The 23498-nt window shown below is 51.7% G+C and carries 17 protein-coding genes; 11 read left to right on the top strand and 6 right to left on the bottom strand.

The window, feature by feature from the left end; translation table 11 throughout:
- Window positions 1-25 precede the first annotated feature (25 nt).
- Window positions 26-2446 carry a DUF1549 domain-containing protein gene (locus ACN0YN_RS23270; protein WP_417387424.1) on the bottom strand — a complete coding sequence of 807 codons (2421 nt, stop codon included), beginning with the start codon at window positions 2444-2446 and terminating at the stop codon, window positions 26-28.
- 399 nt (window positions 2447-2845) lie between these two features.
- Here ACN0YN_RS23270 and ACN0YN_RS23265 point away from each other — a divergent pair, with 399 nt between their 5' ends.
- Window positions 2846-3109, top strand: a complete 264-nt coding sequence (locus tag ACN0YN_RS23265) for a hypothetical protein (protein ID WP_417387423.1) — start codon at window positions 2846-2848, stop codon at window positions 3107-3109.
- Window positions 3110-3205: 96 nt separating this feature from the next.
- Here the strand turns inward: ACN0YN_RS23265 and ACN0YN_RS23260 are convergent, their stop codons facing one another.
- Complete coding sequence (locus ACN0YN_RS23260) at window positions 3206-5503, bottom strand: serine/threonine protein kinase (RefSeq protein WP_417387422.1); 2298 nt, start codon at window positions 5501-5503, stop codon at window positions 3206-3208.
- Window positions 5503-6153 carry a sigma-70 family RNA polymerase sigma factor gene (locus ACN0YN_RS23255; RefSeq protein ID WP_417387421.1) on the bottom strand — a complete coding sequence of 217 codons (651 nt, stop codon included), beginning with the start codon at window positions 6151-6153 and terminating at the stop codon, window positions 5503-5505. The genes ACN0YN_RS23260 and ACN0YN_RS23255 overlap by 1 nt, the downstream gene beginning before the upstream one ends.
- A gap of 234 nt (window positions 6154-6387) precedes the next feature.
- Here ACN0YN_RS23255 and ACN0YN_RS23250 point away from each other — a divergent pair, with 234 nt between their 5' ends.
- The 9 genes from ACN0YN_RS23250 to ACN0YN_RS23210 all read left to right on the top strand — a co-directional run bounded on the left by ACN0YN_RS23250 (window position 6388) and on the right by ACN0YN_RS23210 (window position 17773).
- A complete protein-coding gene (locus ACN0YN_RS23250) occupies window positions 6388-8220 on the top strand; it encodes a CotH kinase family protein (protein ID WP_417387420.1) in 1833 nt (610 codons plus the stop codon).
- 33 nt (window positions 8221-8253) lie between these two features.
- The gene (locus ACN0YN_RS23245; RefSeq protein WP_417387419.1) at window positions 8254-9015 is read left to right on the top strand and encodes a polyphosphate polymerase domain-containing protein; all 762 of its coding nucleotides are present in this window, start codon (window positions 8254-8256) and stop codon (window positions 9013-9015) included.
- 9 nt (window positions 9016-9024) lie between these two features.
- Window positions 9025-9702, top strand: a complete 678-nt coding sequence (locus tag ACN0YN_RS23240; RefSeq protein ID WP_417387418.1) for a DUF4956 domain-containing protein — start codon at window positions 9025-9027, stop codon at window positions 9700-9702.
- A 1089-nt stretch (window positions 9703-10791) separates the two neighbouring features.
- Window positions 10792-11805 carry a DUF1559 domain-containing protein gene (locus ACN0YN_RS23235; RefSeq protein WP_417387417.1) on the top strand — a complete coding sequence of 338 codons (1014 nt, stop codon included), beginning with the start codon at window positions 10792-10794 and terminating at the stop codon, window positions 11803-11805.
- A 130-nt stretch (window positions 11806-11935) separates the two neighbouring features.
- Complete coding sequence (locus ACN0YN_RS23230; RefSeq protein ID WP_417387416.1) at window positions 11936-12367, top strand: hypothetical protein; 432 nt, start codon at window positions 11936-11938, stop codon at window positions 12365-12367.
- A gap of 531 nt (window positions 12368-12898) precedes the next feature.
- Window positions 12899-13417, top strand: a complete 519-nt coding sequence (locus ACN0YN_RS23225; RefSeq protein ID WP_417387415.1) for an ankyrin repeat domain-containing protein — start codon at window positions 12899-12901, stop codon at window positions 13415-13417.
- Window positions 13418-13431: 14 nt separating this feature from the next.
- Window positions 13432-13677: a hypothetical protein gene (locus ACN0YN_RS23220; RefSeq protein WP_417387414.1), complete on the top strand. Its 246-nt coding sequence runs from the start codon at window positions 13432-13434 to the stop codon at window positions 13675-13677.
- A gap of 11 nt (window positions 13678-13688) precedes the next feature.
- Entirely contained in the window at window positions 13689-16217 is a 2529-nt protein-coding gene (locus ACN0YN_RS23215) for a hypothetical protein (protein ID WP_417387413.1), read from the top strand.
- Window positions 16218-16693: 476 nt separating this feature from the next.
- Window positions 16694-17773, top strand: coding sequence for an ankyrin repeat domain-containing protein (locus tag ACN0YN_RS23210; protein ID WP_417387412.1), 1080 nt, complete (start codon window positions 16694-16696; stop codon window positions 17771-17773).
- A 124-nt stretch (window positions 17774-17897) separates the two neighbouring features.
- On the opposite strand, the gene ACN0YN_RS23205 is transcribed toward ACN0YN_RS23210, so the two are convergent.
- From ACN0YN_RS23205 to ACN0YN_RS23195, 3 genes are all read right to left on the bottom strand, one after another.
- Window positions 17898-18956, bottom strand: coding sequence for a hypothetical protein (locus ACN0YN_RS23205; RefSeq protein ID WP_417387411.1), 1059 nt, complete (start codon window positions 18954-18956; stop codon window positions 17898-17900).
- A gap of 202 nt (window positions 18957-19158) precedes the next feature.
- Complete coding sequence (locus ACN0YN_RS23200; RefSeq protein WP_417387410.1) at window positions 19159-21243, bottom strand: alpha/beta hydrolase domain-containing protein; 2085 nt, start codon at window positions 21241-21243, stop codon at window positions 19159-19161.
- Window positions 21244-21449: 206 nt separating this feature from the next.
- Complete coding sequence (locus ACN0YN_RS23195) at window positions 21450-22301, bottom strand: ATP-grasp domain-containing protein (protein ID WP_417387409.1); 852 nt, start codon at window positions 22299-22301, stop codon at window positions 21450-21452.
- A 529-nt stretch (window positions 22302-22830) separates the two neighbouring features.
- Between ACN0YN_RS23195 and ACN0YN_RS23190 the strand changes: the two genes are divergently transcribed.
- Window positions 22831-23445, top strand: coding sequence for a hypothetical protein (locus ACN0YN_RS23190; protein ID WP_417387408.1), 615 nt, complete (start codon window positions 22831-22833; stop codon window positions 23443-23445).
- The last annotated feature ends 53 nt before the right edge of the window (window positions 23446-23498 follow it).

Below are 23498 nucleotides of genomic sequence, written 5' to 3'. Positions count from 1 at the left end.
TTTTAATTATACATTCTAACACAAATCAGCGTATCAGGAAAAACTCGGGCAGCATGCAGACCGACCATAGCAGATCTTCCACTTCCGCAGGCTCTGGCGTCTCCCCCAGCATCTGACCAACCAGCTCCGATTCTGCCGGCGTTGGTGAGCGTGATAAAGCAAATTGAAACAGGTATTCGGTCAGCCGTTTCGGATCACCGTCTGACTGCTCAATCAGTCGTTTTGCCCCGTTTGAAAAAGCTTCCGCCAGCGAAGCTTCATTGGAAAGATCGATCGCTTCCAGAGTCGTCAACTGGCTGGGACGCATTGAGACAATCTGCTCGCGCATCGGTCGTCCCAGAGACTTCATCAAAGCCGTATTCTTCAGAAGCGAGGCCCGAATCATAGGCCGTTTCCCCTCTGCAGCAACAGCGAGTAAACTTTTAGCCTGTGCATCCACTGCTGCGGTCCAGCTGCCCACTGGCTTCACGATCGTCACCGGATTCCATTTGCCTTTAATGCCTCCCAGTCGCCCTTCGCGTGTGGCAGGTGCATGGGGGTTCCATTCCCACGTTTCATCAGAAGCGATAGAGATCTGCTCGCCGTTCTCCAGCTCCAGACGTGCTTCAAAAAAGAAGCCCGCCGGATTCGGACCCTTCCCACCATTTTTCACGATCGCAGTAATATCGTTTTTTCCCGGTTTTAATAACGTATGCAGCGGGAGAGTTCGAACCTGTGACCAGTTCTCACCCCGGTCAACTTCCCGCCGGTTGATAAACAGAATGTGTGAATTATCGCAGGTCAGAACGGCACCACCTCGATTTACCGCAGAGGGGAGTTCGATGATTTTCCTGACGACAATGGTCTCGTCGGAGGGAGGCGTTCCCTTCGCAGAGTCACCCCAGATCCATTGTGCTGTGAGATCCAGCTCCGGTCCCCCTCCCTGCTCGACTTTTGTTCGGAAGATCGGAGCATCGAACTTGTCAGGGGCAGCGCCGGTCAACTGCCAGACGCCATCCAGAAACTGCTCTGCTGTCAATCGACGGGAACGAGGTCCGCGGTAGACATAGTCAGAACTTTCGGTTCCTTCAACAATTTCTACTTGAGACTGATACGCCTCCGATGTGGCAATCAGTTCGAGTATCTGTTTCAAATCGTACTTGTGATCACTTAAAGCAACAGCCAGATAGTCCAGCAGATCTTCATTCCAGGGTTTGGTCTGCATCGCATCCAGCGGATGGACTATTCCCCGCCCCATCAGGCGATGCCAGAGTCGATTCACAATCGTCCGGGTAAAACGACCATTTTCAGGATGTGTCATCAGTGCCGCCAGTTGCTGCAGGCGGGCTTCACGTGGGGCGCTGGCATCGATCGTTCCAATCTCTGGAAACAACCAGCTTGCCTGCGCTGTCTTGCCGATCGGTTTATCGCAGCGGTGAATTTCCAGTTCGCGTTCCGAGTAGATCGCTGCCAGCCCATACGATTCATCCAGGGTCCAGCGGTCAATAAAACTGTCGTGGCAGGAAGCACATTTCAGATTGATTCCGAGAAACGCCTGCCCCAGACTTTGTGCAAATTGAATTTCAATCGTCTGACCGGCAGACACATTCCCCCGCCATTTGATCCCGTCAATAAAACCGCGACTCGCATCCGAAGGCGGCGCAATTAATTCCCGGGTCAACTGATCGAATGGTTTGTTATATAACAGCGATTCGTACAACCAGCCGGAAACCTGTTTTCGCCCGCCGGTAATGAAGCCGGTCCCACTGTAATCATTCCGCAACAGATCATTGAAAAACGACAACCAGTGATCGGCGTAAGCAGTATCATCCGCGAGTAACTCTCTGATTTTCAGCGTCCGTTTCTCGGGTGACTTGTCAGCCAGAAACATATTCAATTCTTCGGGAGTAGGGAGCAGGCCCACCAGATCGAGGTGCACCCGTCGCAGGAAAGTCGCATCATCAATCGGATCGGGCCGCGGGATTTTATGCGTAGACAGATATTGATCGATCAACCGGTCAATCGGATGATTGCGATTTCCTTCCGCCGGCGGAAGAACGGGACGACGCGGTTTTAAGGGTGGTTCGTAGGCGACAATTCCAAATGAAAATCCAGCTTCCCAGGGGAGATCTTCCGAGATCCACTGTTTGAGCGTCGCGACCTCTTTTGCTGAGAGACGCGGTTTACCTTTGGGGGGCATCTGCATTTCAGGATCGCTGGAGGTGACCAGTTCCAGGACATAAGAAGCGTTGACATCCTTGGGATCCACGAAGCCGGATTCCAGCCACAGTTCGCGAGTGTTAAGGGAAAACGACCCTTTCGCCTCACGGCCTCCATGACAGGCAGTACAGTGCTTCTTCAGAATCGGCACTACTTCATGAGCAAAGTCAATCGGGGCGGCCTGAACGGGTGAAGTAATGTCGACCAGAAAAACGACCAACATGTGTAACAGGTAGCGTGATTTCATCGGGCGAGTCTGTTTCGAGGTTATGAACAAGGTTATGCACAACTTTTCGGTGGGACATAAATGATATCACATATCAACCAGTAATCGCAATTTGCTTTTTCGAGTTCCTGACAGAGATTCAGGCTGATGTCAGACCAGCATGGTCGATCAGCGACCTCTCCCCTGGTCGCCTGCAATACAATGACCCGGATTTCCACTTCATATTGATTCAGGCACCAATGTCACAGCCTACAGAACATTGTACATGTGCAGACAAATTTTCGTCTCTTGTGGTTTGATGAACCTGATAATAATTCGCAGTGAATGCCTCAGATTTGGCACAGCAAATGCGAAACTGCGTGGTCTCGCCAATCTGATTTGCGTGTTCTTTTATCCCTCAACTTGATCCAGGACTATCCCATGCTGAAACTGCAAGAAGCGACGCTCCCAAATGATTTTATCAGCCGCCGTATCGAAAATTCCATTCATCAGATCGGCTATCCTCAGATGAAACAGGTGCGTTGCGAATCAAACGGTTCTACCCTGACCCTCAAGGGGGAGTTGAACTCCTATTATCAGATGCAACTGGCCCTGAAAATTGCAGTCAAAGAGCCCTGGATCGAAAGAGTCGATAATCACATCAGGATCGTCCCCGATTGCCGGGACTTGAACCTGGTTTACTGACCGCAGCGCGTCAGATTTTTTGAGACAGTTTTGAAATCCCAAACCAGGAAATCACTGGATTCTCACAGTCAACTGATACCTGTGAGAATCCAGCGATCAATCCGGCCGGAACGGGTCCGACAGGTCCTGCAGGTTACCCTGGAAGGGTTCACCAGCCAATGTCTGCCACTGCAGCATCTGTTCGGGCGTAAGTAACTTCAGAATCTGCTGGAGCTCTTCTTCATTCACTTCCTGTCCGGGCCCGCGAGGAGGTCGCATTGACCGCCGATTGTGGGGAGGCTCACCGCGTGGCCTGGATCGACCCGGGTCCCGATCTTTCACCGCATGCGGATCTGCATCACCGGGTTTCTCATCTGGTCTCAGGCGGCGTACTTTCTGATGAAGACGATACTCGGCTTCAATCGCCCGCATCGCCACACGTTGCTCATTCGTCAGATGTAATGACTGAATGATTTCGGTTTCATGTAAGGCTCGTGTTCCCTGAAATTGCAGGGAGAGCTGTTTCAGACGTTTCAGTTGTGATGCTGTTAAGATCTGTTCGACACCACGCTTCGTCGCCTTCGCATCTGCAAACATCCGATCACGAATGGCATAGGCGGCCTGTCCATTATACTGAGTCAGCTTATTCTCTAACTGTTTTACGCCCCCCTGCATCTGATTCTGACGCCAGTCGATCAATTCGGACAGTTTCTGTTTTTGATCAGCAGTCAGTCCCAGATCAGTCTGCACATCCGGCTGCAGCAGATATTGTGTTTCCCGATCGGACTGTAAGGCAATCAGATCTGACAGACTCTGTTCAATTCGATTTCGGGTTGCTTTCAGTTTTGACTGCGCTGCTGGATTTTCCTGCTGTTCTTCAATCATCGCTTCATAATGAGCCAGTGCCGACTCGAGCAGTTTCTTCCGCAGACTCTCGTCGAAGGGGTTATGCGACAATTCAATTTCCGCCAGCGCCAGCATGTCATCCGCTGCCCGCTGCGCGAGAGCCAGTCGTTCCTCCGCTTCCGTTGCCCGCTGCTGCTCCCTGTCCAGAGCGAGCCGCGTATTCTGTTCCTCACGGGAGATCGCCGCCATGGAAATAGAAAGTCCGATGATACCCAGCAACAGAATAATGAACGAAGAAACAATCACCGAAGGATGCCGTCGCAACCATTTACGCGCACGATCAACCAGAGTCGGTCGGCGTGCCAGAATCGGCCGTTCATCCAGAAAGCGATGCAGATCATCGGCCAGTTCCGCCGCTGACTGATAGCGTTCCCCTGGCGATTTTGACAATGCTTTCATCACAATCGTTTCCAGTTCCACTGGAATCAACCGGTTTATCTCACGCAACGGACGTGGCTCGTCGTACAGAATATTATGCAGCAGCTGTTGTCGATCACTGGCAGAATAAATGGGCTGCAGGCAGAGCAGTTCGTAGAGTGTCGCCCCCAGCGAATAGATATCGGTTCGCTGATCGATCAGAGTCCGCTTGCCGCTCAACTGTTCGGGGCTCATATACCGCAGCGTTCCAACCAGGTCACCCGTTCGGGTCACACTGGAACCGGCGGTCACCTGGGCCAGACCGAAATCGGTAATCCAGGCATTCCCTTTCACATCAACCAGCAGATTTGCCGGCTTGATATCCCGGTGAACGACTCCCGATTCATGAGCATAATCCAATGCTTCGGCAACCTGCGCAATGATCCGTGCAATCGTCTGATACCAGACGCGGGCTTTACGATGATCCGTATGCGTTACCGATTCTGTCACTGAAGACCGAACCTGGGAACCGGATTTCTCAGCAGAAAACTCTTCAGCCTGCTCCTCGACGGAGTGCGCAGTAAACTGATGCCCGCTCAGTTCCGCTCTCTGCCTCAAAATCCATTCCGATAGCGACTCTCCGTTGATCAGCTGCATGGCGTAATAATGCATGCCCCGCTCACAGCCCACCGCATGCACGGGTACAATATTCGTATGATGCAGATTCGCAGCGGCCTGCGATTCAATCTGAAACCGTTGCCGCTGACATTCATCCAGAGAAGCAGCAAAGGGGAGTACTTTCAATGCGACCCGTCTTCCCAGCGAAAGCTGAACCGCTTCATAAACGGTTGCCATCCCCCCGTGGCCAATTTCACGAATGATTTTAAAATCTCCCAGCGGTTGAGACATCATCTCGGAAATCCGGGGAGTCAGATGCTGTGACAGGGAATGTGCCAGATCAATTCCATCCAGACACTCTTCGACGACTTCAGATAACTCGGGGTAGCGTTCAATGTAACTCTGTTTGTCAGGTGTGCGTCCGGCTTCAAGCACCGCCAGATATTCACGCGAAATTTCGATCACCCGTGGGTCTTCGCTCTCATCCCTGCGAAATACAAAGGTGTTGACCAGACTGTCTTCATAATCAGACACTATTTCCCCTCCGAATCAGCACCCGTTTTGGCAAACTCTTTCTTGAGCCTGCTTAAGCCTCGTAACCACAGCTTCTCCACGGAATCCACCGTTTTTTCCATACGTTCTGCGATCTTGGGAAAGGTTAATCCTTCCAGATGTCGCAGGATCAACACACTCTGATAATCTTCGGGCAGACGCGCCAGGGCCTCTGAAACAAGGCGGGTCTGCTCCACGCGAACCACCTGCTGACTGGGTGATGTCCCCGGATCGACCAGCATGCCTCCCAGCGAAACCGCAGAGTGATCCAGGCTCGCAGCGACCTGTTGTTCCAGTCTCGGGTCTCGCGCCTGGGTACCAAAATACCGTCTGACGGTGTTGGCAATCGTATGTGACAGAATCGAGCGAATCCACTGATTGAATTGAGGCTCCAGCGTCCCCTGAAACTCGGGAAAACTTTTATGTGCTTCGAGAAAGACTTCCTGAATGATATCGGATACATCCAGCTTCGTCTGTAAACGCCGTCCCACTTCGACACGTGCCAGAACCTTCAGATAAGAACGCTGAAGCGACAGAATTTTTCCCAGCGCCTTCTCATCGCCGGCCCGGGCACGGGCAAGCAAATCCAGCATGGAGTTCGTACCGTGTTCATTATCTGGATCTGCAAGCATGTGGGAAGAGATCATTTTCTGAATACTTTGGTTACTCGGTTTGTTTGATCAGGTATCAGCTTGAACCGCCTCACTCTCTGTTATTAGTAACGCGGAAATCACAGAAACCGCCGCCTTTTTTGGTCAATCTGAAATAATTATACAAATTGAGCGGCGGTATTAAGGGATTTTTCGTTACTGAAACTCCAGGCAAACCCGATTTAAACTCTCTGACAGAGCATTGACGAGGATTTCATGCGACCGATTTTTCAACGAAATCTGTTCTATCTTATTACTTTCACGCTCCTTACAGCATCTGTATCTGCTCAGCCCCCCGGTTCGGGTCCGCCACAGCCAGGCGAAAATCCGGAGCGATCTCGAGACGTCCCTCCGTTCGGATCTGGTCCCGGCGGTCAGCGCGGAGGGCCCGGAGCCGAAGAACGGAAGCTGGTCAAACAGTTCGATCAGGATCAGGATGGCGTTTTGAATAATGCCGAACGTCAGACAGCACGCCAGTACCTCAAAGAGAATCCTGCCCAGCGCCGCGGTCCTGGTGGACCGGGAGGCCCGGGTGGTTTCGGCCCCCCTCCCGGCAGAGAATCCGACCGTCAGGGATCGCGTGATTCCGACAGAAGATCTCGCCGACGGGGCCCCTCGCAACATGATCGTCCGGCAGCCAGAGCGGGTAAGAAAATCTCTCCCGATGATGTCCCGGTAATCTCTGCAGACTTCTATGCTCCCTCCGTCCTGCGGACCATATTTATCGATTTTGAAAATAAAGACTGGGAAGAAGAACTCGAAGCCTTTCATGGCACCGATGTCGAAGTCCCAGCCACATTGACCGTTGACGGACAGAAATACCCGGGCTGCGGAATTCATTTTCGAGGCATGTCCAGCTACATGATGGTTCCGACCGGCTACAAACGCTCGCTGAATATCTCGCTCGATTTCATGAATGAAGATCAACGCCTGCAGGGATACAAAACTCTCAATCTTCTCAATAACAGCGGCGATGACTCTCTGCTCAGTACGGTGCTCTATTCTCACATCGCCCGCAAACATATGCCGGCTCCGAAAGCCAATCTGGTTCGCGTCGTCATCAACGGTGAGAACTGGGGCATTTACACCAACGCCCAGCAGTTCAATAAAGACTTCCTCCGCGAACATTATCCCTCCGCCAAAGGAACCCGCTGGAAAGTCAGTGGCTCCCCCCGCGGTGGTGGCGGACTTGACTATCGCGGCGAAGATCCCGAACGTTACGGGTACCCTTACGAAATGAAAGACGGCAAAGAGAAATCGCTCAAGAAACTGATTGAGCTCTGTCGCATTCTCGATGAAACGCCCCCCGCTCAACTGCAGGCTGCGTTGAAAGACAAAGTCGATCTCGATGAACTGCTCTGGTTCCTGGCACTCGATAATGCCCTCTGCAACTCTGACGGCTATTGGATCCGGGCCAGTGATTACAGCATTTTTCTGGATAAGCATGACCGTTTTCATTTCTTCCCCCATGATATGAATGAAGCCTTCCGCTTCGTTGGCAGAGGTCCCGGTATGGGGCCTCCCGGTCAGGGTCCACCAGGATTTGAGAATCGGGAAGCAGGCGCGGGTCCCCGGGGAGAGAATCCACCTGAAGGACCGGGACTCCCTTTTCCCGCAGGTGGACCTCCCCGGGGAGTTTTCCCGCCCCCCGGTTTCGATCCCCGTCGCGCGAATCAGAACGGTCCTGCTGCTGAACAGCTCGACCCGCTCATCGGCCTCGACGATCCTCAGAAACCACTTCGCAGCAAACTGCTGTCGGTTCCTGAAATCCAGGCAGAATATCTGAAGAAAGTTCGCATCATCGCCGGCGACCTCGACTGGAAAGAACTGGGCCCCGTCGTCAGTCAGTACCGCAAGCTGATTGCCCGCGAAGTCCGACAGGAGACTCGCAAGCTCGGCTCTTATGAAAACTTCATCAAACTGACCGACAGTCGTATCCCTGCTGAGACTTCTGCCGGACACGGTCCCGGCGGACATGGTGCGGTCAACCTGCATCAGTTCGCGAAACAGCGCAGCGAATACCTGCTCAAAGTCACTGCAGGAAAATAGTACGTTCCATAACGATATCATGGAGACACCACATTGGATTTGAAACTGTTCTTACCAGACTCTGACACCGAGAATGTCTATCACGCCCGAGACGAGCGGATCGAACTCAAATTCATCCTGACTCCCGAGCTCAAAGATCAGGTCGCCAGCTGGGCAAAGCAATACATGCGGACCGACCCTCACTGCACCGCCACCAGAGGGGACAGCTACGAAATCAATACCCTCTATCTGGATACCGCAGCGCAAGATATCTTTCACAAAACCCCTCCCCTGGGAAATACAAAATATCGCCTGCGCCGCTACGCCGCGGAACAGACCGTCTGGCTGGAAAGTAAATTCAAACAAAATAACCTCGTTCAGAAAAATCGTTCTGCCATTCCTCTCGCACAGCTGCATTGTGTCAAACATCCCCTCTCAGCAGGAGATCACTGGCCCGGCGAATGGTTTCGAAATCGTGTGTTTCAATATGATTTACAACCTTCAGCCCTGGTACATTACCAGCGGTTTGCCCGCACCTCCTGTTATCAGGACCAGATCATTCGACTCACCATCGACAGCAAAATCACAGGCCAGCAGACCTGCAACTGGGAGATCCCTCCCGGCTGCGATGCCTCCCCTTCACTGTTACCCGATGAGCAAGTTCTGGAACTGAAATTCCATCACAGCCTCCCTCCCCTGTTTAAAGGACTGCTGCTCGATGTCCCTCTGATTTCGACAGGCTTTTCCAAATACCGTACCGCTCTTTCCTCAGAAATCACCCAAACCGGTCTGCGGAACCGTGCCGACTCAATATGATCAACCAACATGACTGACTGGCTTTCGAATATCACAACTTCCGCAGAACCCGCTGCGACCATCATCATCCTGCACCTGCTGCTCTCCTGGATGACAGGTTGTGGCGTCGCGTATCTCGCCCGTAAACACCAACGATCCGTTGCCGACGAAACACTTTCTATCACTCTCGTGCTGATGTGCATCCTGATTGCCATGGCGACGCAGATCATTGGAGAAAACGTGGCCCGCGCGTTCTCGCTGGTCGGCGCTCTCTCCATCGTCCGCTTCCGCACCGCCATGCAGTCCACACAGGATGTCGCCTTTGTCCTGTTTTCCGTGGTGGAAGGCATGGCCATCGGTGCCGGGCAGTATTCTGTTGCTGCTCTGGGTTTCGTCGTTATCGGCGGTGCCACACATTTTCAACCTCACTGGTCGAACTTCCGCAGCAATGAAAGCCATCTCCCAGCCGACGTCATGCTGCTGCGGCTGCAGGTCGCTCTGGGAGCAGAAAACAGCTGGAACGAAATTCTGGCGGAACTCTGTGAATCGTTCGAAACCACCGGCGCCGAAACCATCCGCAAAGGCTCTGCCTTCGCACTCGAATACCGGGTCACCCTCCGCGAGTCCGTCACGGCTGACGAAGTCGTCCTCCGTCTCGGCCGACTCGAACAGATCGAATCCGTCCAGATCAAACTCAACCGCCGCTGAGACATGCCCGTTCTTCAGCTGTTGATTGCGCATCGGTCTCCTCTTTCACCTGTTGAGATTCGACTTGACCCCGCCGCGCCAACGGCGATAAGCGTTGTTCTGGGTCGCGCGCGTGCCCAGTTTACAGTGCACTGAAACACGCGACAGTGGTTCGCAATCATCACTGGAAAACAGCCCGATTTTTCCGGATCTTCACTGCCTGAATCAGCACCTGTTCGTAATGTATGCCTGCGGGTCGCCGCACATCGCAGCCCCTCACCCCGGCACCGCTCCAGCACCGCCCTGCATCGCGCCGGGATCAACCTGTATCGCCACCCGATTCCGTTCATCCCTCTTGACGCCCCCGTGCCCTTCTCCAGAATAAGCACCATGAGAGACATCATTACCAGACATTCATTCGCAGAATAAAACATGAAATCAAATTCCTTCAATGAACGTCCCTGCCAACCACCCACCCAAACAACACGCCGGGTGCCATCTGTCGGCTCGCCCGACAGTGCCGATTTACCAGCCTCCCCACACAAAAATGGGTAGGCCCGAATGCAATTCGGGCCGAGCGCAGCGAGCAGGAGGTCTCAGTGAAAGCAAACAAGCCACTCAAAAAGTTAGAATTCAGAACACCCCACGAAAGCAGGAAACAGCCAGTTCAACTCACAAAAAAGCACCCCGGAATCCTACCAGAAGCCCCGCTCCCACCCCCAAATGAACAGCCACCACAAAAGTGGTCATACACCCACATCCCATCAGGTTTCCCACTACAAAAAAGGGAAATCGAGCCTCATTTCATGCAGACATCCAGATATTTTGATTTATTTCCACATTAGACCGGTAAATGACTCATTTCGCATACGTTTACTAAATGATGGGTTAAACCCATTTACACATGAACATTAGAACGCTGCCCCTCTGATCGCGTTGGAATTGCGCCCGCAATTGCTCGCACAGCAGTCACGATACTGCTGCAGAGAACCGTTCGAATGGAGCCGTCTCACGGCGTGGCATGTGTGGTCACACAGTGGCCGCTCTTAATTAATTTCTTCCATACCTTTTCAACCTGTTTCATTTGTTTTATTAGAAAGTGTGAAAATCATGACAACCAGGTCGCGCTCACATCGTTCTCGGGGCTTCACCCTGATTGAACTGCTCGTCGTCATCGCCATTATTGCCATTCTGATTGCACTCCTGCTCCCGGCGGTCCAGCAGGCCCGCGAAGCAGCCCGTCGCAGCAGCTGTAAAAACAACCTCAAGCAGCTCGGCCTGGCCGTTCACAATTACAATTCCACGTTCGGCATGCTCCCCCCCGTCTATGTAATCGACCCCAACGTCGGCGACGACGAAGGACACTGGACCTGGTCCGCGTTCCTCGCTCCGTATGTTGAACTGGGTACGGTCTACGACAAATTTGATGTCGGCAACACCCCCGCCAGCTATGCCTTCGGTCGGAACATCTCCGCCATGCAACAGACCTACGCCGTCTTCCGCTGCCCCTCCGACACCGGCCCTCAGAAGCATACCGACGCCGGTTACACAATTGACTACTTCGATTCTTCAGGCAGCAGAACCTCCAACGTGGGTGTCGCCCTTACCAACTATGTCGCTTCCAATAACAATGCCTACCATCGCGCCAACAAAGCCAGCAACTATCTGGATGGCACCACCGGAGGCACCGGCGCTTTCTGGGGCAACAGCAACTGCCGCATTCGCGATATTACCGACGGACTGAGCAATACGATTCTCATGGGAGAACGGGCCTACCAGATCCCCGGCAATAAAATGATTGCCGGCATGCTGTTTACCGTCCGCGACAACCTGGGTCAGGGTCCCACCTGTGCCAACTGCACGGGCAATACCGCTTCAAACCAGGGACTGCTGAGCGTCGCGGGGACCACTCACTTTGGTATCAACCCCACCTCCACCTCAGACCAGGCGAACGGCGGTTACAGCAGCCTGCACACCGGGGGTGCCCAGTTCTTAATGGGCGACGGTCGCGTGCAGTTCATCAGCGAAAACATCGACAACAGCATCGCCTCGGGCGGCATCGTCGACAGTACGTTTGAGCGACTGGCCTCCATTCAGGACGGCGCCGTCATCGGCGAGTATTAACAGACGCCCGCCTCTCCCCGCAATTCCTTTCACACCGAATCGCGGCGGAGACCGGTTCTCTCCCCCATCCAGGCGAAACAGATCCGACTCTGTTTCGCCCTGTTCTCTAGCGACTCGAGAAAGCAGATCGATGAAACCCGTTTCTTTTTTTAATGCAACGCTCCTCAGCCTGTCATTAGTGCTCCTGTCAGCCTGCGGCGGAGGCAGCGACACCCCTCCGCTGGGCACCGTTACCGGCGTAGTGACTCTGGACGACAAACCCCTGGCCGACGCGGAAGTCACCTTCCAGCCGGAAAAGGGACGCCCTTCCCTGGGAAAAACCGACAGCGCAGGGAACTACACCCTGGTCTACACCGCCAGCGATAACGGCGCCCTGATCGGCCCGCACAGGGTCCTCATCACCACCGCCGTCGAAGCCTTCTCCGACGAATCCGGCGGCGGCCAGGATAGAGATGCCCGCCCCGAAATCCTCCCCCCCAAATACAACGCCCAGACCACCCTGACCGCACAAGTCAAACCAGGCGCGAACACAATTGACTTCCCGCTGAAGTCGAAAGAGTGAGAAAACAAAGAGCATCAAACCACAAACGCCTGAGTCCTCAATCAAGAGAACTCAGGCGTTTTTTTGTTTGATCAACTCTGGCGAGAACAAGAGTCATTGATCCTCGCTCTTTATCGTTTCTCGATTTATTTAATACCAGCGATCATTCTCTGTTCCCCTCAGATATGCGAGAGCGGAATACTTAACAAAAATGTCGCAATGAGATTTAAAATTAATATAATAACGCCAATACCATATTGGCTTCTCGAATATTCATACTGACTCATAATGAATGTGAAAAATGTTAAAAAAACAGGGTAGAGTAAAAGCGGGGAGGACTCTTTTTTCTTTCTAGACCAAATAAGGAAGTATTTAGATGAGAATCCTAATGCATCTGGAACTGTCATGCTTACAATCTACCATCCTGAAGGGAAGGTCCGTGTCGACGTTGTAGTGGTCATGTTAAACTGTTTATCGATAATTTCAGAGACAGGATTAAATTAGAATACGCATATTGATTATTTTATTAAAAACGCAAAGTGGAGTGCTTAAATGAGGCTCACGGAATGTGTAAAATCTGGTGATTTTGATTTAGTCAAATCCTATTTAGATGAAATAAAGTCAACCGATAGAGATGAATTAGCTTTGGCTTTATTACTTTCAACAAGCGGAAAGAGTACTCTATTTGAAAATTCAGAGCCAGAAGATACAAGGATTATCGAACTCCTACTTCAACATGGAGCCGAGCCAAATGACATCCTTAATAATAAACTCTCTCCTTTATTAGCTGCAATTGAATATTATCAACCTGAAAAGGTCAAGCTACTTATCTATTTTGGAGCAGATGTTAATCTTCCGGACAAAGATGGAAATCTTCCTCTAAAATACGCGGTTGGAAGTGAATACGAGTTTTCCGATCAGATGTGTGAGCCTATAAAAATGGATATCACGATAATTTTATTTGAAGCAGGCGCTGACCCAAATCTTAAAGATAGTGATGATCAATCTGCCTTAGAGTATGCTGTCGAGTTGGGATATGAATCTGCAATTGAGCTTTTTAAGAAAAAATAAGCTCAAGACAGAAAATGGAAGAGATAAAAGGGTCAGGACTGAATGGTACTGTCACCTTTTTCAGTTCCATGGTACATGTGAACCGAACCTGTATTCAAGCAGGATTGTTCATGCAGACATCTCTTCAGCCCGGTTTTGAAATTTTGGAAAAACGGTCAGTGTTGAGCGAAATTCAAAAACGGGAAATGCAATCGGAGCCAAGTCTGATAAAATCAGAAGCAGGCACCCCTGATGATTTCACGACGGCTCCTTTAAAATAATGAGGAAAGCCATGCGCGCCCGGCACTGCCCGACCAGCTTCATTCCCGTCCTGCTCAGTCTCACCGCAGTCTGTCTGCTGATGTCCCGCGGAGCACACTCAGCATTCGCCGTCGAAGCGAAAAAGCCGCGGCCCACCCTGGCCGACACAATCCAGCAGCAGGACCGGATCCCCCGCGAACAGTTTTACGGCGAAGTCAAGCTGATGCATGCCCCGAACCCGATGGACGTCCAGTTTTCGGAAGACGGATCGGTCCTGTTCTCCCAGGCGGAAACGATTCGCCTCTGGCGGAGCGACACGGGCGCCTACCTGGGCAGCATCGCCGGTCCCGCCCGCTTCCACAAGTTCTCACAGCTCAATCACTCCCACTGGCTGGTGACCGTGGATGATATCGAGGTAGACGATCAGCAAGGCTTGTTCTATAGTATGCCCCAGCTCATCCCCTGTCTGAGAGTCTGGGATGTCCACACGGGAAAATGCCTGGCTGTCCGCCGCCTGCCGATTCCCATCAACGTGGAACGTCTCTGGATTAATTCGATCGCCACATCAGCCGATTCAACGTGGGTGCTGTTTGAATCTAGTTTCGTCAAAGCAAAAGCAGAGCAGGAACCGAAGAGTATTCTGGATGGTTCCTCTACTGACTACTGTTTTCTGGCAGGTTTCCAGGGCCCCAACCTGACACCCACCTGCCATCTGGAATTCGACAAATTGTCCAATTACCGATCCCTGAACTATAACGCGCACAACGGGAAACTGCTGATCTGTGGAGAGACCGAATTAGCCTGCTTCGACCCGGACAGTCAGAAAATCATCTGGTCGACCAGCGGCTACCAACAGGATCTGAAACATGATGAAATCAAAGGCATCATCAATCTGGAACAGCCGTTTCAAATGGAATTGACAGAGTCCGGAAAGAAGAGAACCTTCACCCCCTTCATCGTCCAGTTTGAATCGAATTCGCGTTACAATGTTCCTCCCCAGGAGGTGGACTATTCCAAACTGACCCTGCTCAAATGGGGACTGATTGACCCCTCCAATGGCAAGTTACTCCATCATGATTTAGTGATGAGAGAGACGGGCCCGGGTAACTACAAAGCTCCCAAAGCTGAAAATCTCAAATTCCCAGGACCCAAGGATGCCAATAAGTTATATGCCTGGCTCTACGACAAACAGGAACAGGCAATCAAGGCCGTTGATCTGGTCGAAGCCTGGAGGGTAGCTTCCAAACCCCTACGGGACCGCACATTCACCATCAGAACAGCACGCATTGCTGCACTGGGAGAGAAATGGAACCTGGAACGCGACGACCTGCGAAATGAAGCCGAGATGCAAACCTGGAACAGCACTTCCGGGCGGATGTGCATCGTTACCGGCTTTACCCCGGAAATTAACCTGTATGATCTCTCGACCGGAAACACGATCGCTCAGCCGTCAGGGACAGTCAACGCCCTCTCCAGATTCACCTCCGGAAAACTGGCTGCCTCTCTGGACTGGAACGATGTCTCCGTGTTCGACTTGAAAGCAAAGGGATCACTCCAGCGGACATTCAATACCAAAGTGCTCCGGAACTCCTGTGTCGCACTCTCAGTAGATGCGTCCCAATTACTCGTGGGAGAGAATTCCGGAAATGCGGGCGTCTGGGATCTCTCCCGCCGCAGCAAAGTCTTTGCCCTGGAAGGGGGCACGGAAAAGCTGCTCCGGATAGCAGGTAACCCAACCCTCAACAGTCTCGCCGCCCTCGATCAGGACGGCACTCTCTGGCGCTGGCAGACTCCGAAAGTTCCCGCAAAGCCGGGTGAAATGCAACTGCTCCGCGCGCACTCACAGGAAAAACCCAAGCGACCGGAAGGATATTATAGTAAGGAATTTGATTATCGCATTCCCCACTCGTTATGCGACCTCTCTGCCAATACCGCACTCTACCTGGCTTTCCGGGCATACGCAATCGCAGAGGAAAATAACATTGGTGAACTCAACCTTGGTTTTCCCGGCACCAATCTCATCGCTAGAGTCTCTGATGGCCCGGGACGATTATACTATTTTGAACCCAGACACGGTGCTGTCATGGAACTGCGCGCGGGACAACCGCAGAAACAGATCACTCCGCCCGTCTATCACCAAAGCCAGCTGATGCAGATCAGATGCACTGCCGACGGTCGCTTTGCCATACTCGTGTTCGATACCGGACAGATTCTGATTCTGAATCTCGAGGCGGGAACCCTGGAGGCGATCATCCCCACCGGCCTGTCAGAAATCATGGACGTCAACTACCACCCGCAACAGCAGACGCTCCTGGTCGCCTGCTATCGGGGCACCATCACGGCCTGGAACTCCGATACGTTCCTGCGGACAGGCCTGCTGCAACTGAACGACGCCCGGCTGGAACACCTGGCATCCCAGCCAGCGAAAGACGGCTTCGACCTGGTTCTGGGCACCTGGGATACCGGCCTGATCGTCAAACAGGGTGTCTTTAAGAAAAAAGAGAAGATACCAACACGCTTTCCGGCACTCCCGTTTCCCGTAAAACTTCCCGGGGAATGAAATCATTCAGAAACCGTGTCTCACAAATCCTGTATTTTCCAGAATCATCCTGAAGGTCAATTCGAAATTGAAATATCAGTTTCGCCGCATATCTTTGCTTTGCCATGATCGTATTTCTCAGCATGAGACAGATTAATGAGGAACGCCTTTCATCACTCTGCTTCCACCTGACAGAGCCAATACACTTTAATACACAAATCACTTACATCATAGAATAATCCGGGGGTCCCTTACCTCTGGCGGTCGGCTTCGATGCATTCGCCTGCAGGCAGGGCGATTTTCGGAGGCCCCAGTTGGTAACACCGGAAAATGAGAAGAATGAGACAGAAATCCTGATCCTTTCGACTCCCGGAACGCTTATAATGATCGTAGAAGTGATCGCGTCTGATGCACCGCTTCCCGCGTAAAGTCGAATGGCGGAAGTGGAACATCGACAGACTGTTTTTCCGATCTCAATGGGGAGCGCATCATTGAACATGAATCGAACTGCCATGATCTGCATGCTGTTGTTGAGCTGGTTGAGCGCGAACGTCTCTGCAGACGAGCTCCGTAACGCAGTCCGGCATGACAACGTTGACCTTGTCAGAAAGCTTGTCGAAGCCGGCGCGAATGTCAATGAGACCTACGAAAATGAATTTACGCTGATTTATTTTGCCAGAGATCCCCGTATCGCTGAGATCCTGGTCAAACATGGTGCCAGACTGAATGAACGTAATGAATTGACTGGTCAGACTCCACTGGAAGCTGCTGCGGCTGAATACCAGTTTCGTCCTGAGGAACGCAAACGCTGGAAGCAGATCATTCAGCTATATCGAAAAGCGGGTGCCAGTTACACACTGGAGACTGCGATTTATTTAAACGATATTGCCTTTATTAAAGAGGCTTTGAAAAAAGATGATACCTGGGTCAATCAACCTGGAGCGGGCCGGTCCCTGCCGCTACGACTGGCGGCAGAAACAGGACATGCGGAAATCTGCAAATTACTGCTGGAACACAAGGCAGATCCTGACAAATTTGAAGAAGGTAACGGGTACCCCATCATGGTAAATGCGGTACCACATCCCGAGGTTGTAAAACTGTTGATCAAACACGGAGCGAATCTGAAACGTCGGATTAGCTGGATTGGTGGTGGATCCGGGTACTGGATTATCAATGATGAAAGCACGGCACTGCACCATGCGATTGGTTCTGAAAATCCTGAATCCGTGAAGCTGCTGCTTCAGGCAGGGCTGGACCCCAGTGCTGCCGATATTTCTGGCCAGACTCCCCTGCATGTAGCAATACATTGTGAGCATTTTCTTTCGAACGGTAACCGCAACGAGAAGGTGACTCAGACGTATCTTAAAATCATCAATACTTTACTTGATCATGATGCTTCATTGAGATTGACCACGAATGCGGGAAAAACGCCTATGGAACTGGCGGAAGAACTCAAGAGTCCCCAATCAATTCGAGACGCATTAGAAAAAAAAGCGAACGAGTGGTCTGATGCGCTCGACCGCGAGTGGTACAAAGATGAGACACAGGAACCAGACCCCAAACAGCCGAAAAAATAAGCCGGGCGGGAACAGGGTAGGCAAGGAATAAATGGTGTCAGCAAGACGAACTAAGCTTCCAGGGCGGCTTGTCAGCAGCCTCTAATGGAAAGTCCCCAAATGCATCCCCTTTTTCCTCTACCCCCTAAAAGAAAGACTGTGCTATTGGAAAGATGAAAGATAAAACACCTGTCGAGGCTGATAGAACAAACATATTTTTTGATACTGGTTCAAGTGCCTGAATTTTAGACACCAACTCTGGTGATTGATCGGATGCAAAACATGCTGTGAAATCATGCCAATGTTCAAATGATTTAATAATCGGAATCGTGATGACAATCCATATTAACAACCAGATTACGTGAATAGAGACGGCGGATGCAAAATATCTTGATTCACCTATTGCGAGAACAATTCTCCAGAAAAAGATAGTCCAAGGTAAGAATGCTAATATGAGAAGGAGTGAGTAAATCTGCCAAGCTTCAAACTTTCGTTTTACATCCCGAGAAAAAATGTAAGCTTGGTCAAGATTCATTCTTTTATCGTTTTCCTTAGATGGTAAAGGGATAATAAACAGGCATGTGATATAACCAGCTAAAATCATCAATCCGAATGCTTGTATTTCCTGGAAAATGAATCCTGGTGGAGAAACATCAAAATGTGCGTAGGAAAATAAACGCCGATCCTCATGCCCATAACTGGAATTCCGCAGCCAATTTGACCAATGAAAAAAGATATAGAATGTTACTCCTAACAAGATTGATTTTGTGTGAAAGTTCGTCATTTGCGTAATTTCATTTGTTGATCTCATGTTCCTGATTCGAAACAAAAGGCATACACTTAACGCAAGATAACTGACGAAATAATAGTGTCTTGTCTGGGAGTTAGCGTATTTAGCGAGACGAAGCCGCTTTGAATAGTTTTGAGCGAAATTCGAGAGGAGTTCATATTCTTCAATCAATGACTCCAATTCGGATGAGTCTGCCATTGAAATTTTTGTTTCCAGTTCACGAATTGCAGAGTTCAATCTGTTTTGTTCTTCGATATAAGTTTTCGCCGATTGATTAATTTTATATACACGATCTGTAATTTCATCTTGTGTCATTGTTTTGCTAACGATTGCTACCAACAACGGACACCAATAGGTCCATACGACAATAAGAAAGATCAGAGCAATTATTCGATAAAGCGTTCTTTCTTTCATTTATTTGTATCCACCTATTGCTTAACTTTCTCGATAATGTTGCCGATTGTGATTAAAATAAAAAAGAGTTTAAAAGAATTCAGGAACGGTTTCCACTTTTCGAAGTCTGTTCTGGAGTCGAATTGTGCTCCCCAGAGTAAGATTTTGGTCCTTTTTATCCTGCATTCAGCAATTTCCATTCGCAGCGGAAAAGCATAACACCTCAATGCCCCTGCTCTTTCGGGTCGGCTTGCGTTTGCTCCTTCATCTTTTCAAACATTGGTGCTACTCGTTCCTTCTGAATGTCGAGGATTCGTTCGCGGTCTTCAGGCAGCAGGTAGCCGGACTGTTCGTAGGTCTGGCATCGGGCGGAGAGTTGCTGGAGATACGTTTTCAGGGTGCCGTAGCGTTCTTCGAGTGAGGGGCGCGGGTCCCCCTTTTGTTCGCGTTCTGATTTCGTCAGAGGGAATGGAATCATCGAGCCGGAGAGGCTGTAAAGCTGGTTGGCGGCGGGGCCGTTTTCGTCGCGTAACCGCCAGCTGGTATAAGTGGCTACCGGAACCGCAACTTCGGGAGCCGACAGGCAGCCCAGTTCGTTACCGTCAGGACCGGAACGGGGAACGAGGACCCGGTAATCGCCGCGCGGCAGCGGGGGCTGAAGATCGACAATGCGTTCGGTCTGCCAGCGGGGACCGAAATCGAGGTAAGCGGGTTGCTGAATCACCGCCGGGTAACGAATGCCGGGAATGGGGGGAAAGCCGGTGGCGTTCTGCGTCCAGCTGACGAGCGTCCCCTCGCTGATCTTCGGATACACACTGGCAGGAGGCGCAGTCCCGTCTTTGGCCCACTGGTCGAGCGCGAGCAGCAGGGCACGCAGGAACGGTTTGTAGTCGGCCGGATTGGGCGCCGTCTGGCCATCCCCCTTCTCGGTCGTGTATCCACTCGGACCATGCTGCGTTCCACCGATAATATAGATCCGCACATTCTCAGGCAGCGCGACATCGGTCGTGCCGAGGGGATCGGTATGCGTGAGCGAACCGCTGCGGTTCCAGTACTCCGAAGAAGACTGCGTGTGCATCACCAGGGGCGCGGTGCCGCTGGCTGCGGCCCGGGTCAGAATGCCTTCCGTCAGCCCCGAGAGCGGGTCGGTCTGTGTGGAATAGGAAAAGGGGAAACGGTCGGGTGGGTAATCGTGATGATCGTGCTGCCCGGCGTGCCGTGTGGGCTGGGCGAAGCGATGATTGAACGATCCCATGCCGGAGCCGGAGACGTGGGGGATGACTCCTTCGAAGACCCGCCGACCCGCTTCGTCTTCATTGAAGCCCCAGTACAGCATCTCGCGCAGGAAACGCCCGCTTTGTGAAACGCCGAAGGAGTGGGCCCGCTGGATCACCGGTTTGCCGTCGACGAGCAACGGATTACCATCGCCGGTCCCCTGCTTCAATGCCGAGACCAGATCGCGGACCGCGGTGAAGCCGGTGCCCATCACGGTGGGATCCTGCGCTTCGTAAATCAGTTCGTAGATCTCCAGTTTCTTCAGCCCGGCGGGATATTCCAGTTCCACTTTCGGTAGTTGCGCGGGGGAACCGCCGTCGACTTCCGTGACGTGCAGTTTCCACTCCGAACGGGGAATCGGCACGCGGGGATGATCGGCCCGCAGCCGATGCGTCAGTGTTGCCTGCTCGAGCCCTTTGGCGGTGGGACGATAGGAACCATGGGCGGCCCAGTTGACGACAGTGCGTGTGGTATCCTTGCTCGGCACGATTTCACAACGGACTTTGCCGGTGATGGGTTGCTCAATGGTGGGGGGAACCAGGCTCAGGCGGCTGCTTCCCGGCAGCAGTTCGCCGTCCCAGCCACTGGAAACGAACGTAAAGCCGTGCTTCATCAGGAACCCGTCGCCCGCCTGTTTCAGTGTTTTCGGATCGTTGCCACTCGAGCCAAGATTGATCATCCGCAGGGCGGTCAGGTTGCCGCGGTTATTGACATCGTAGAGCAGTGCCCCGTTCCCTTTGCTCAAATCTTTCGGTGCCAGGATGAGCAGATCGGCCGAGAGTTCCACGCGGCCCCGTTGATTGCGCGGCGCGAGTTTCAGATCGACAACGTTCTGATTCTGAGGCAGATCGGGATCGAGTTCATAATAGACGCGACCTTTAATCCGTTCGTATTCCCCGACGTTGCCGAATTTGTGACCATCGGCAAAGGGTTCACGGTCAGTGATCTCAAAGCGTGTGAGCTCCGCCGACAGGGGAGCCGCAAGCAGCAGGTAGACAAGAGCGAGGTTAAAGATCTGCAGGAGACGATTCATGAAATTCTCAGCTGTTAAACACGTTGAAGACTCGTTAGACAAACCAGACCGCCGCGAAAAAAACAGCGACGACAGCCTGCACGGCTGCTTTCGAGTATATCGTGTTCACAACCCCCGAGGTAGCGTTGTTCGTTTAAATCAATAAAAGCGGGCAGCGGGTAATGGCACCTTTTTCTACTCTTTTGTCTGTGTATCCAAATCATCTATCAAAGCCGACCTCCCACTGCATCTCCAGCCAGATCGGTTTCATTTCCAATGAGCCGACTGGCGACATATTTGAAAACCGCTTCGTGCGCTGTCCCGGCATTCGCACCGGGGCCAGCTTCCATGAAGTGCCAGTTGTGGTTCGTGTCTCGTACAAAATCTGCAGCAATCAGTCGAGACCGGAACGGTTTGGCAACCAGCGCAGCCATCGACTTCAACTGCGACAGATCAGCCGGCGAGGGTGGAAAACCAACGGGATTCGGTACGGCATGAAGGTAGTGGAAACTCCAGGCAACCGGCTGACCATCAATGACCCAAGTGCGGATTTCCTGAGGTGCGTCTCCAAACATCCATTGCCCTGCGACGGCGATGTCCAGCCACTTACGGACAAGAATCGTTGTGTCCCAGCCAAAAGCACGTCGCAGCAGGTCCGACTCATCGGCGAGTTCGTTCAGATTACGGACTTTCGACTGATCTCCCCCACGCTTCCACGAGGACTTACGAGTGCGAACGAACAATGGAAATTCCAGGTCTCTGGGGAGTTCTTCATCAATCTCAAGCACCCATGTCTGGGGAGTTGGCACTTCTATCCCGTTGACAGCCAACACGCGAAGGACTTCGTCGAGATGGATCAATTCTTCCCTCTCCTCAGGACGGTCATGAATGCCGGGACGATCTCCGACTTGATTGATGAGATGCGAGTAAGAGTACTGATAACCGAATAGAAACCCGGTCGAATCTGGTTGTGATTCACCAAGATCGACAGCCCCGATGTCCTGTAACCAGTGGAATCGCTCATCCTTGAGTTTCCTGGCATTGGGAAAGTCGTTGTGGTCATAGAACAGTTGCAGCATGAACCGGAAGTATCCTTATGAATGTGTTTAGTAAATGTTCCTGAGATGAATGATACCTTTTTCTGTTCGGGGCAGAAAAGGTGCCCTAATTTGCTTTCACCTCCACCTGGAACTGCCGCACCTTGCGCAAGCCATCAATTTCAATCGTGAATACACACGGAACCATCAATCCTGCCACAGGGCCGCTCGATTGTGTATCCCAGGAAATGTGGAGAGCCCAATCGACCGACACGCTGCCCCCTTATTACCTTCCAAAACAGACCGCCGCCTAAAAAAACGACGACAGCCTGCACGGCTGTTTTTGAGTATATCGTGTTCACAACCCCCGAAGTAGCGTTGATCGTTCAAATAAATAAAAGCGGGCAGCAGGTAATAATTTCAAGAGCCCTGCCCCCTTTCAATTTCCAGAGTAAGTGCGGATGAAAGTCTCCGATCGACAATAAAAAAATTGATGATCGGCAAAAATCCTGTTAGAAATAAACATAGTCAAATCCTGTTGATTGCATTGTCCTTTGCTTGAGTCAGTTACATGCGACTTTTCATCTTCCTTACGACCCTGTTTCTCATGAATTCCTCTTATGCTCAGGTCAAAGAAGTCCTGGAGCACCGGACCGGAAACGAAGCGTATCTTGCAGAGTACAATAACAGTGATGGTTGCGCGTATTGGCACGACTCAAAACGTGGCCAGGACCCGCACGGTTCGGAACTGATGGTTCGCCGTTCCAATAGTCCCAGGTTGCGTGTTTCGACGAAACCACTATTCAAGATGCGCGGAGTAACGAAACTGATCCTGCATGGTTACGATTTCACCGACGCTGAGCTGGATGGCATTTCAGAAATGAAAGACTTACCTGCACTGCTGATCAACGGCAAGATTACCGACGATGGCTTACGGCACCTTGATGGTCTAAGCTCGTTGAAAAAGCTGTGGATTTATCAGACAGACATTCAGGGAACAGGGCTTCGCCACTTGAACAAACTCAATCAACTCGAATGTCTCTATATCGACTCCGATCTGAGTGACGAAGGTTTTGACAGACTCACTCAAATGAAACAGCTCAAGCGATTATCGGTTCCGGACTTGAAAGTCGATCAAGTCGAGAAGTTACGCCGGGTTCTACCCAATACTGTAATCGAAAACTAGACTGTGTCCAGTTTTACTGTAGCGTCTTCAGGTCCATTTGGACCGAGTATATT

The sequence above is a fragment of the Gimesia sp. genome, assembly GCF_048260065.1.
GTDB lineage: Bacteria > Planctomycetota > Planctomycetia > Planctomycetales > Planctomycetaceae > Gimesia.
The sequence above is the reverse complement of the archived record's forward strand: the minus strand, read 5'-3'. Positions and strand labels throughout refer to the sequence as shown.

What these genes read in the sequence shown, in the direction of transcription:
- ACN0YN_RS23270 (WP_417387424.1), bottom strand. Translation starts at nt 2,446, where the DNA reads ATGAAATCACGCTACCTGTTACACATGTTGGTCGTTTTTCTGGTCGAC.
- ACN0YN_RS23265 (WP_417387423.1), top strand. Translation starts at nt 2,846, where the DNA reads ATGCTGAAACTGCAAGAAGCGACGCTCCCAAATGATTTTATCAGCCGC.
- ACN0YN_RS23255 (WP_417387421.1), bottom strand. Translation starts at nt 6,153, where the DNA reads ATGCTTGCAGATCCAGATAATGAACACGGTACGAACTCCATGCTGGAT.
- ACN0YN_RS23250 (WP_417387420.1), top strand. Translation starts at nt 6,388, where the DNA reads ATGCGACCGATTTTTCAACGAAATCTGTTCTATCTTATTACTTTCACG.
- ACN0YN_RS23240 (WP_417387418.1), top strand. Translation starts at nt 9,025, where the DNA reads ATGACTGACTGGCTTTCGAATATCACAACTTCCGCAGAACCCGCTGCG.
- ACN0YN_RS23235 (WP_417387417.1), top strand. Translation starts at nt 10,792, where the DNA reads ATGACAACCAGGTCGCGCTCACATCGTTCTCGGGGCTTCACCCTGATT.
- ACN0YN_RS23230 (WP_417387416.1), top strand. Translation starts at nt 11,936, where the DNA reads ATGAAACCCGTTTCTTTTTTTAATGCAACGCTCCTCAGCCTGTCATTA.
- ACN0YN_RS23225 (WP_417387415.1), top strand. Translation starts at nt 12,899, where the DNA reads ATGAGGCTCACGGAATGTGTAAAATCTGGTGATTTTGATTTAGTCAAA.
- ACN0YN_RS23220 (WP_417387414.1), top strand. Translation starts at nt 13,432, where the DNA reads ATGGAAGAGATAAAAGGGTCAGGACTGAATGGTACTGTCACCTTTTTC.
- ACN0YN_RS23215 (WP_417387413.1), top strand. Translation starts at nt 13,689, where the DNA reads ATGCGCGCCCGGCACTGCCCGACCAGCTTCATTCCCGTCCTGCTCAGT.
- ACN0YN_RS23210 (WP_417387412.1), top strand. Translation starts at nt 16,694, where the DNA reads ATGAATCGAACTGCCATGATCTGCATGCTGTTGTTGAGCTGGTTGAGC.
- ACN0YN_RS23205 (WP_417387411.1), bottom strand. Translation starts at nt 18,956, where the DNA reads ATGAAAGAAAGAACGCTTTATCGAATAATTGCTCTGATCTTTCTTATT.
- ACN0YN_RS23200 (WP_417387410.1), bottom strand. Translation starts at nt 21,243, where the DNA reads ATGAATCGTCTCCTGCAGATCTTTAACCTCGCTCTTGTCTACCTGCTG.
- ACN0YN_RS23195 (WP_417387409.1), bottom strand. Translation starts at nt 22,301, where the DNA reads ATGCTGCAACTGTTCTATGACCACAACGACTTTCCCAATGCCAGGAAA.
- ACN0YN_RS23190 (WP_417387408.1), top strand. Translation starts at nt 22,831, where the DNA reads ATGCGACTTTTCATCTTCCTTACGACCCTGTTTCTCATGAATTCCTCT.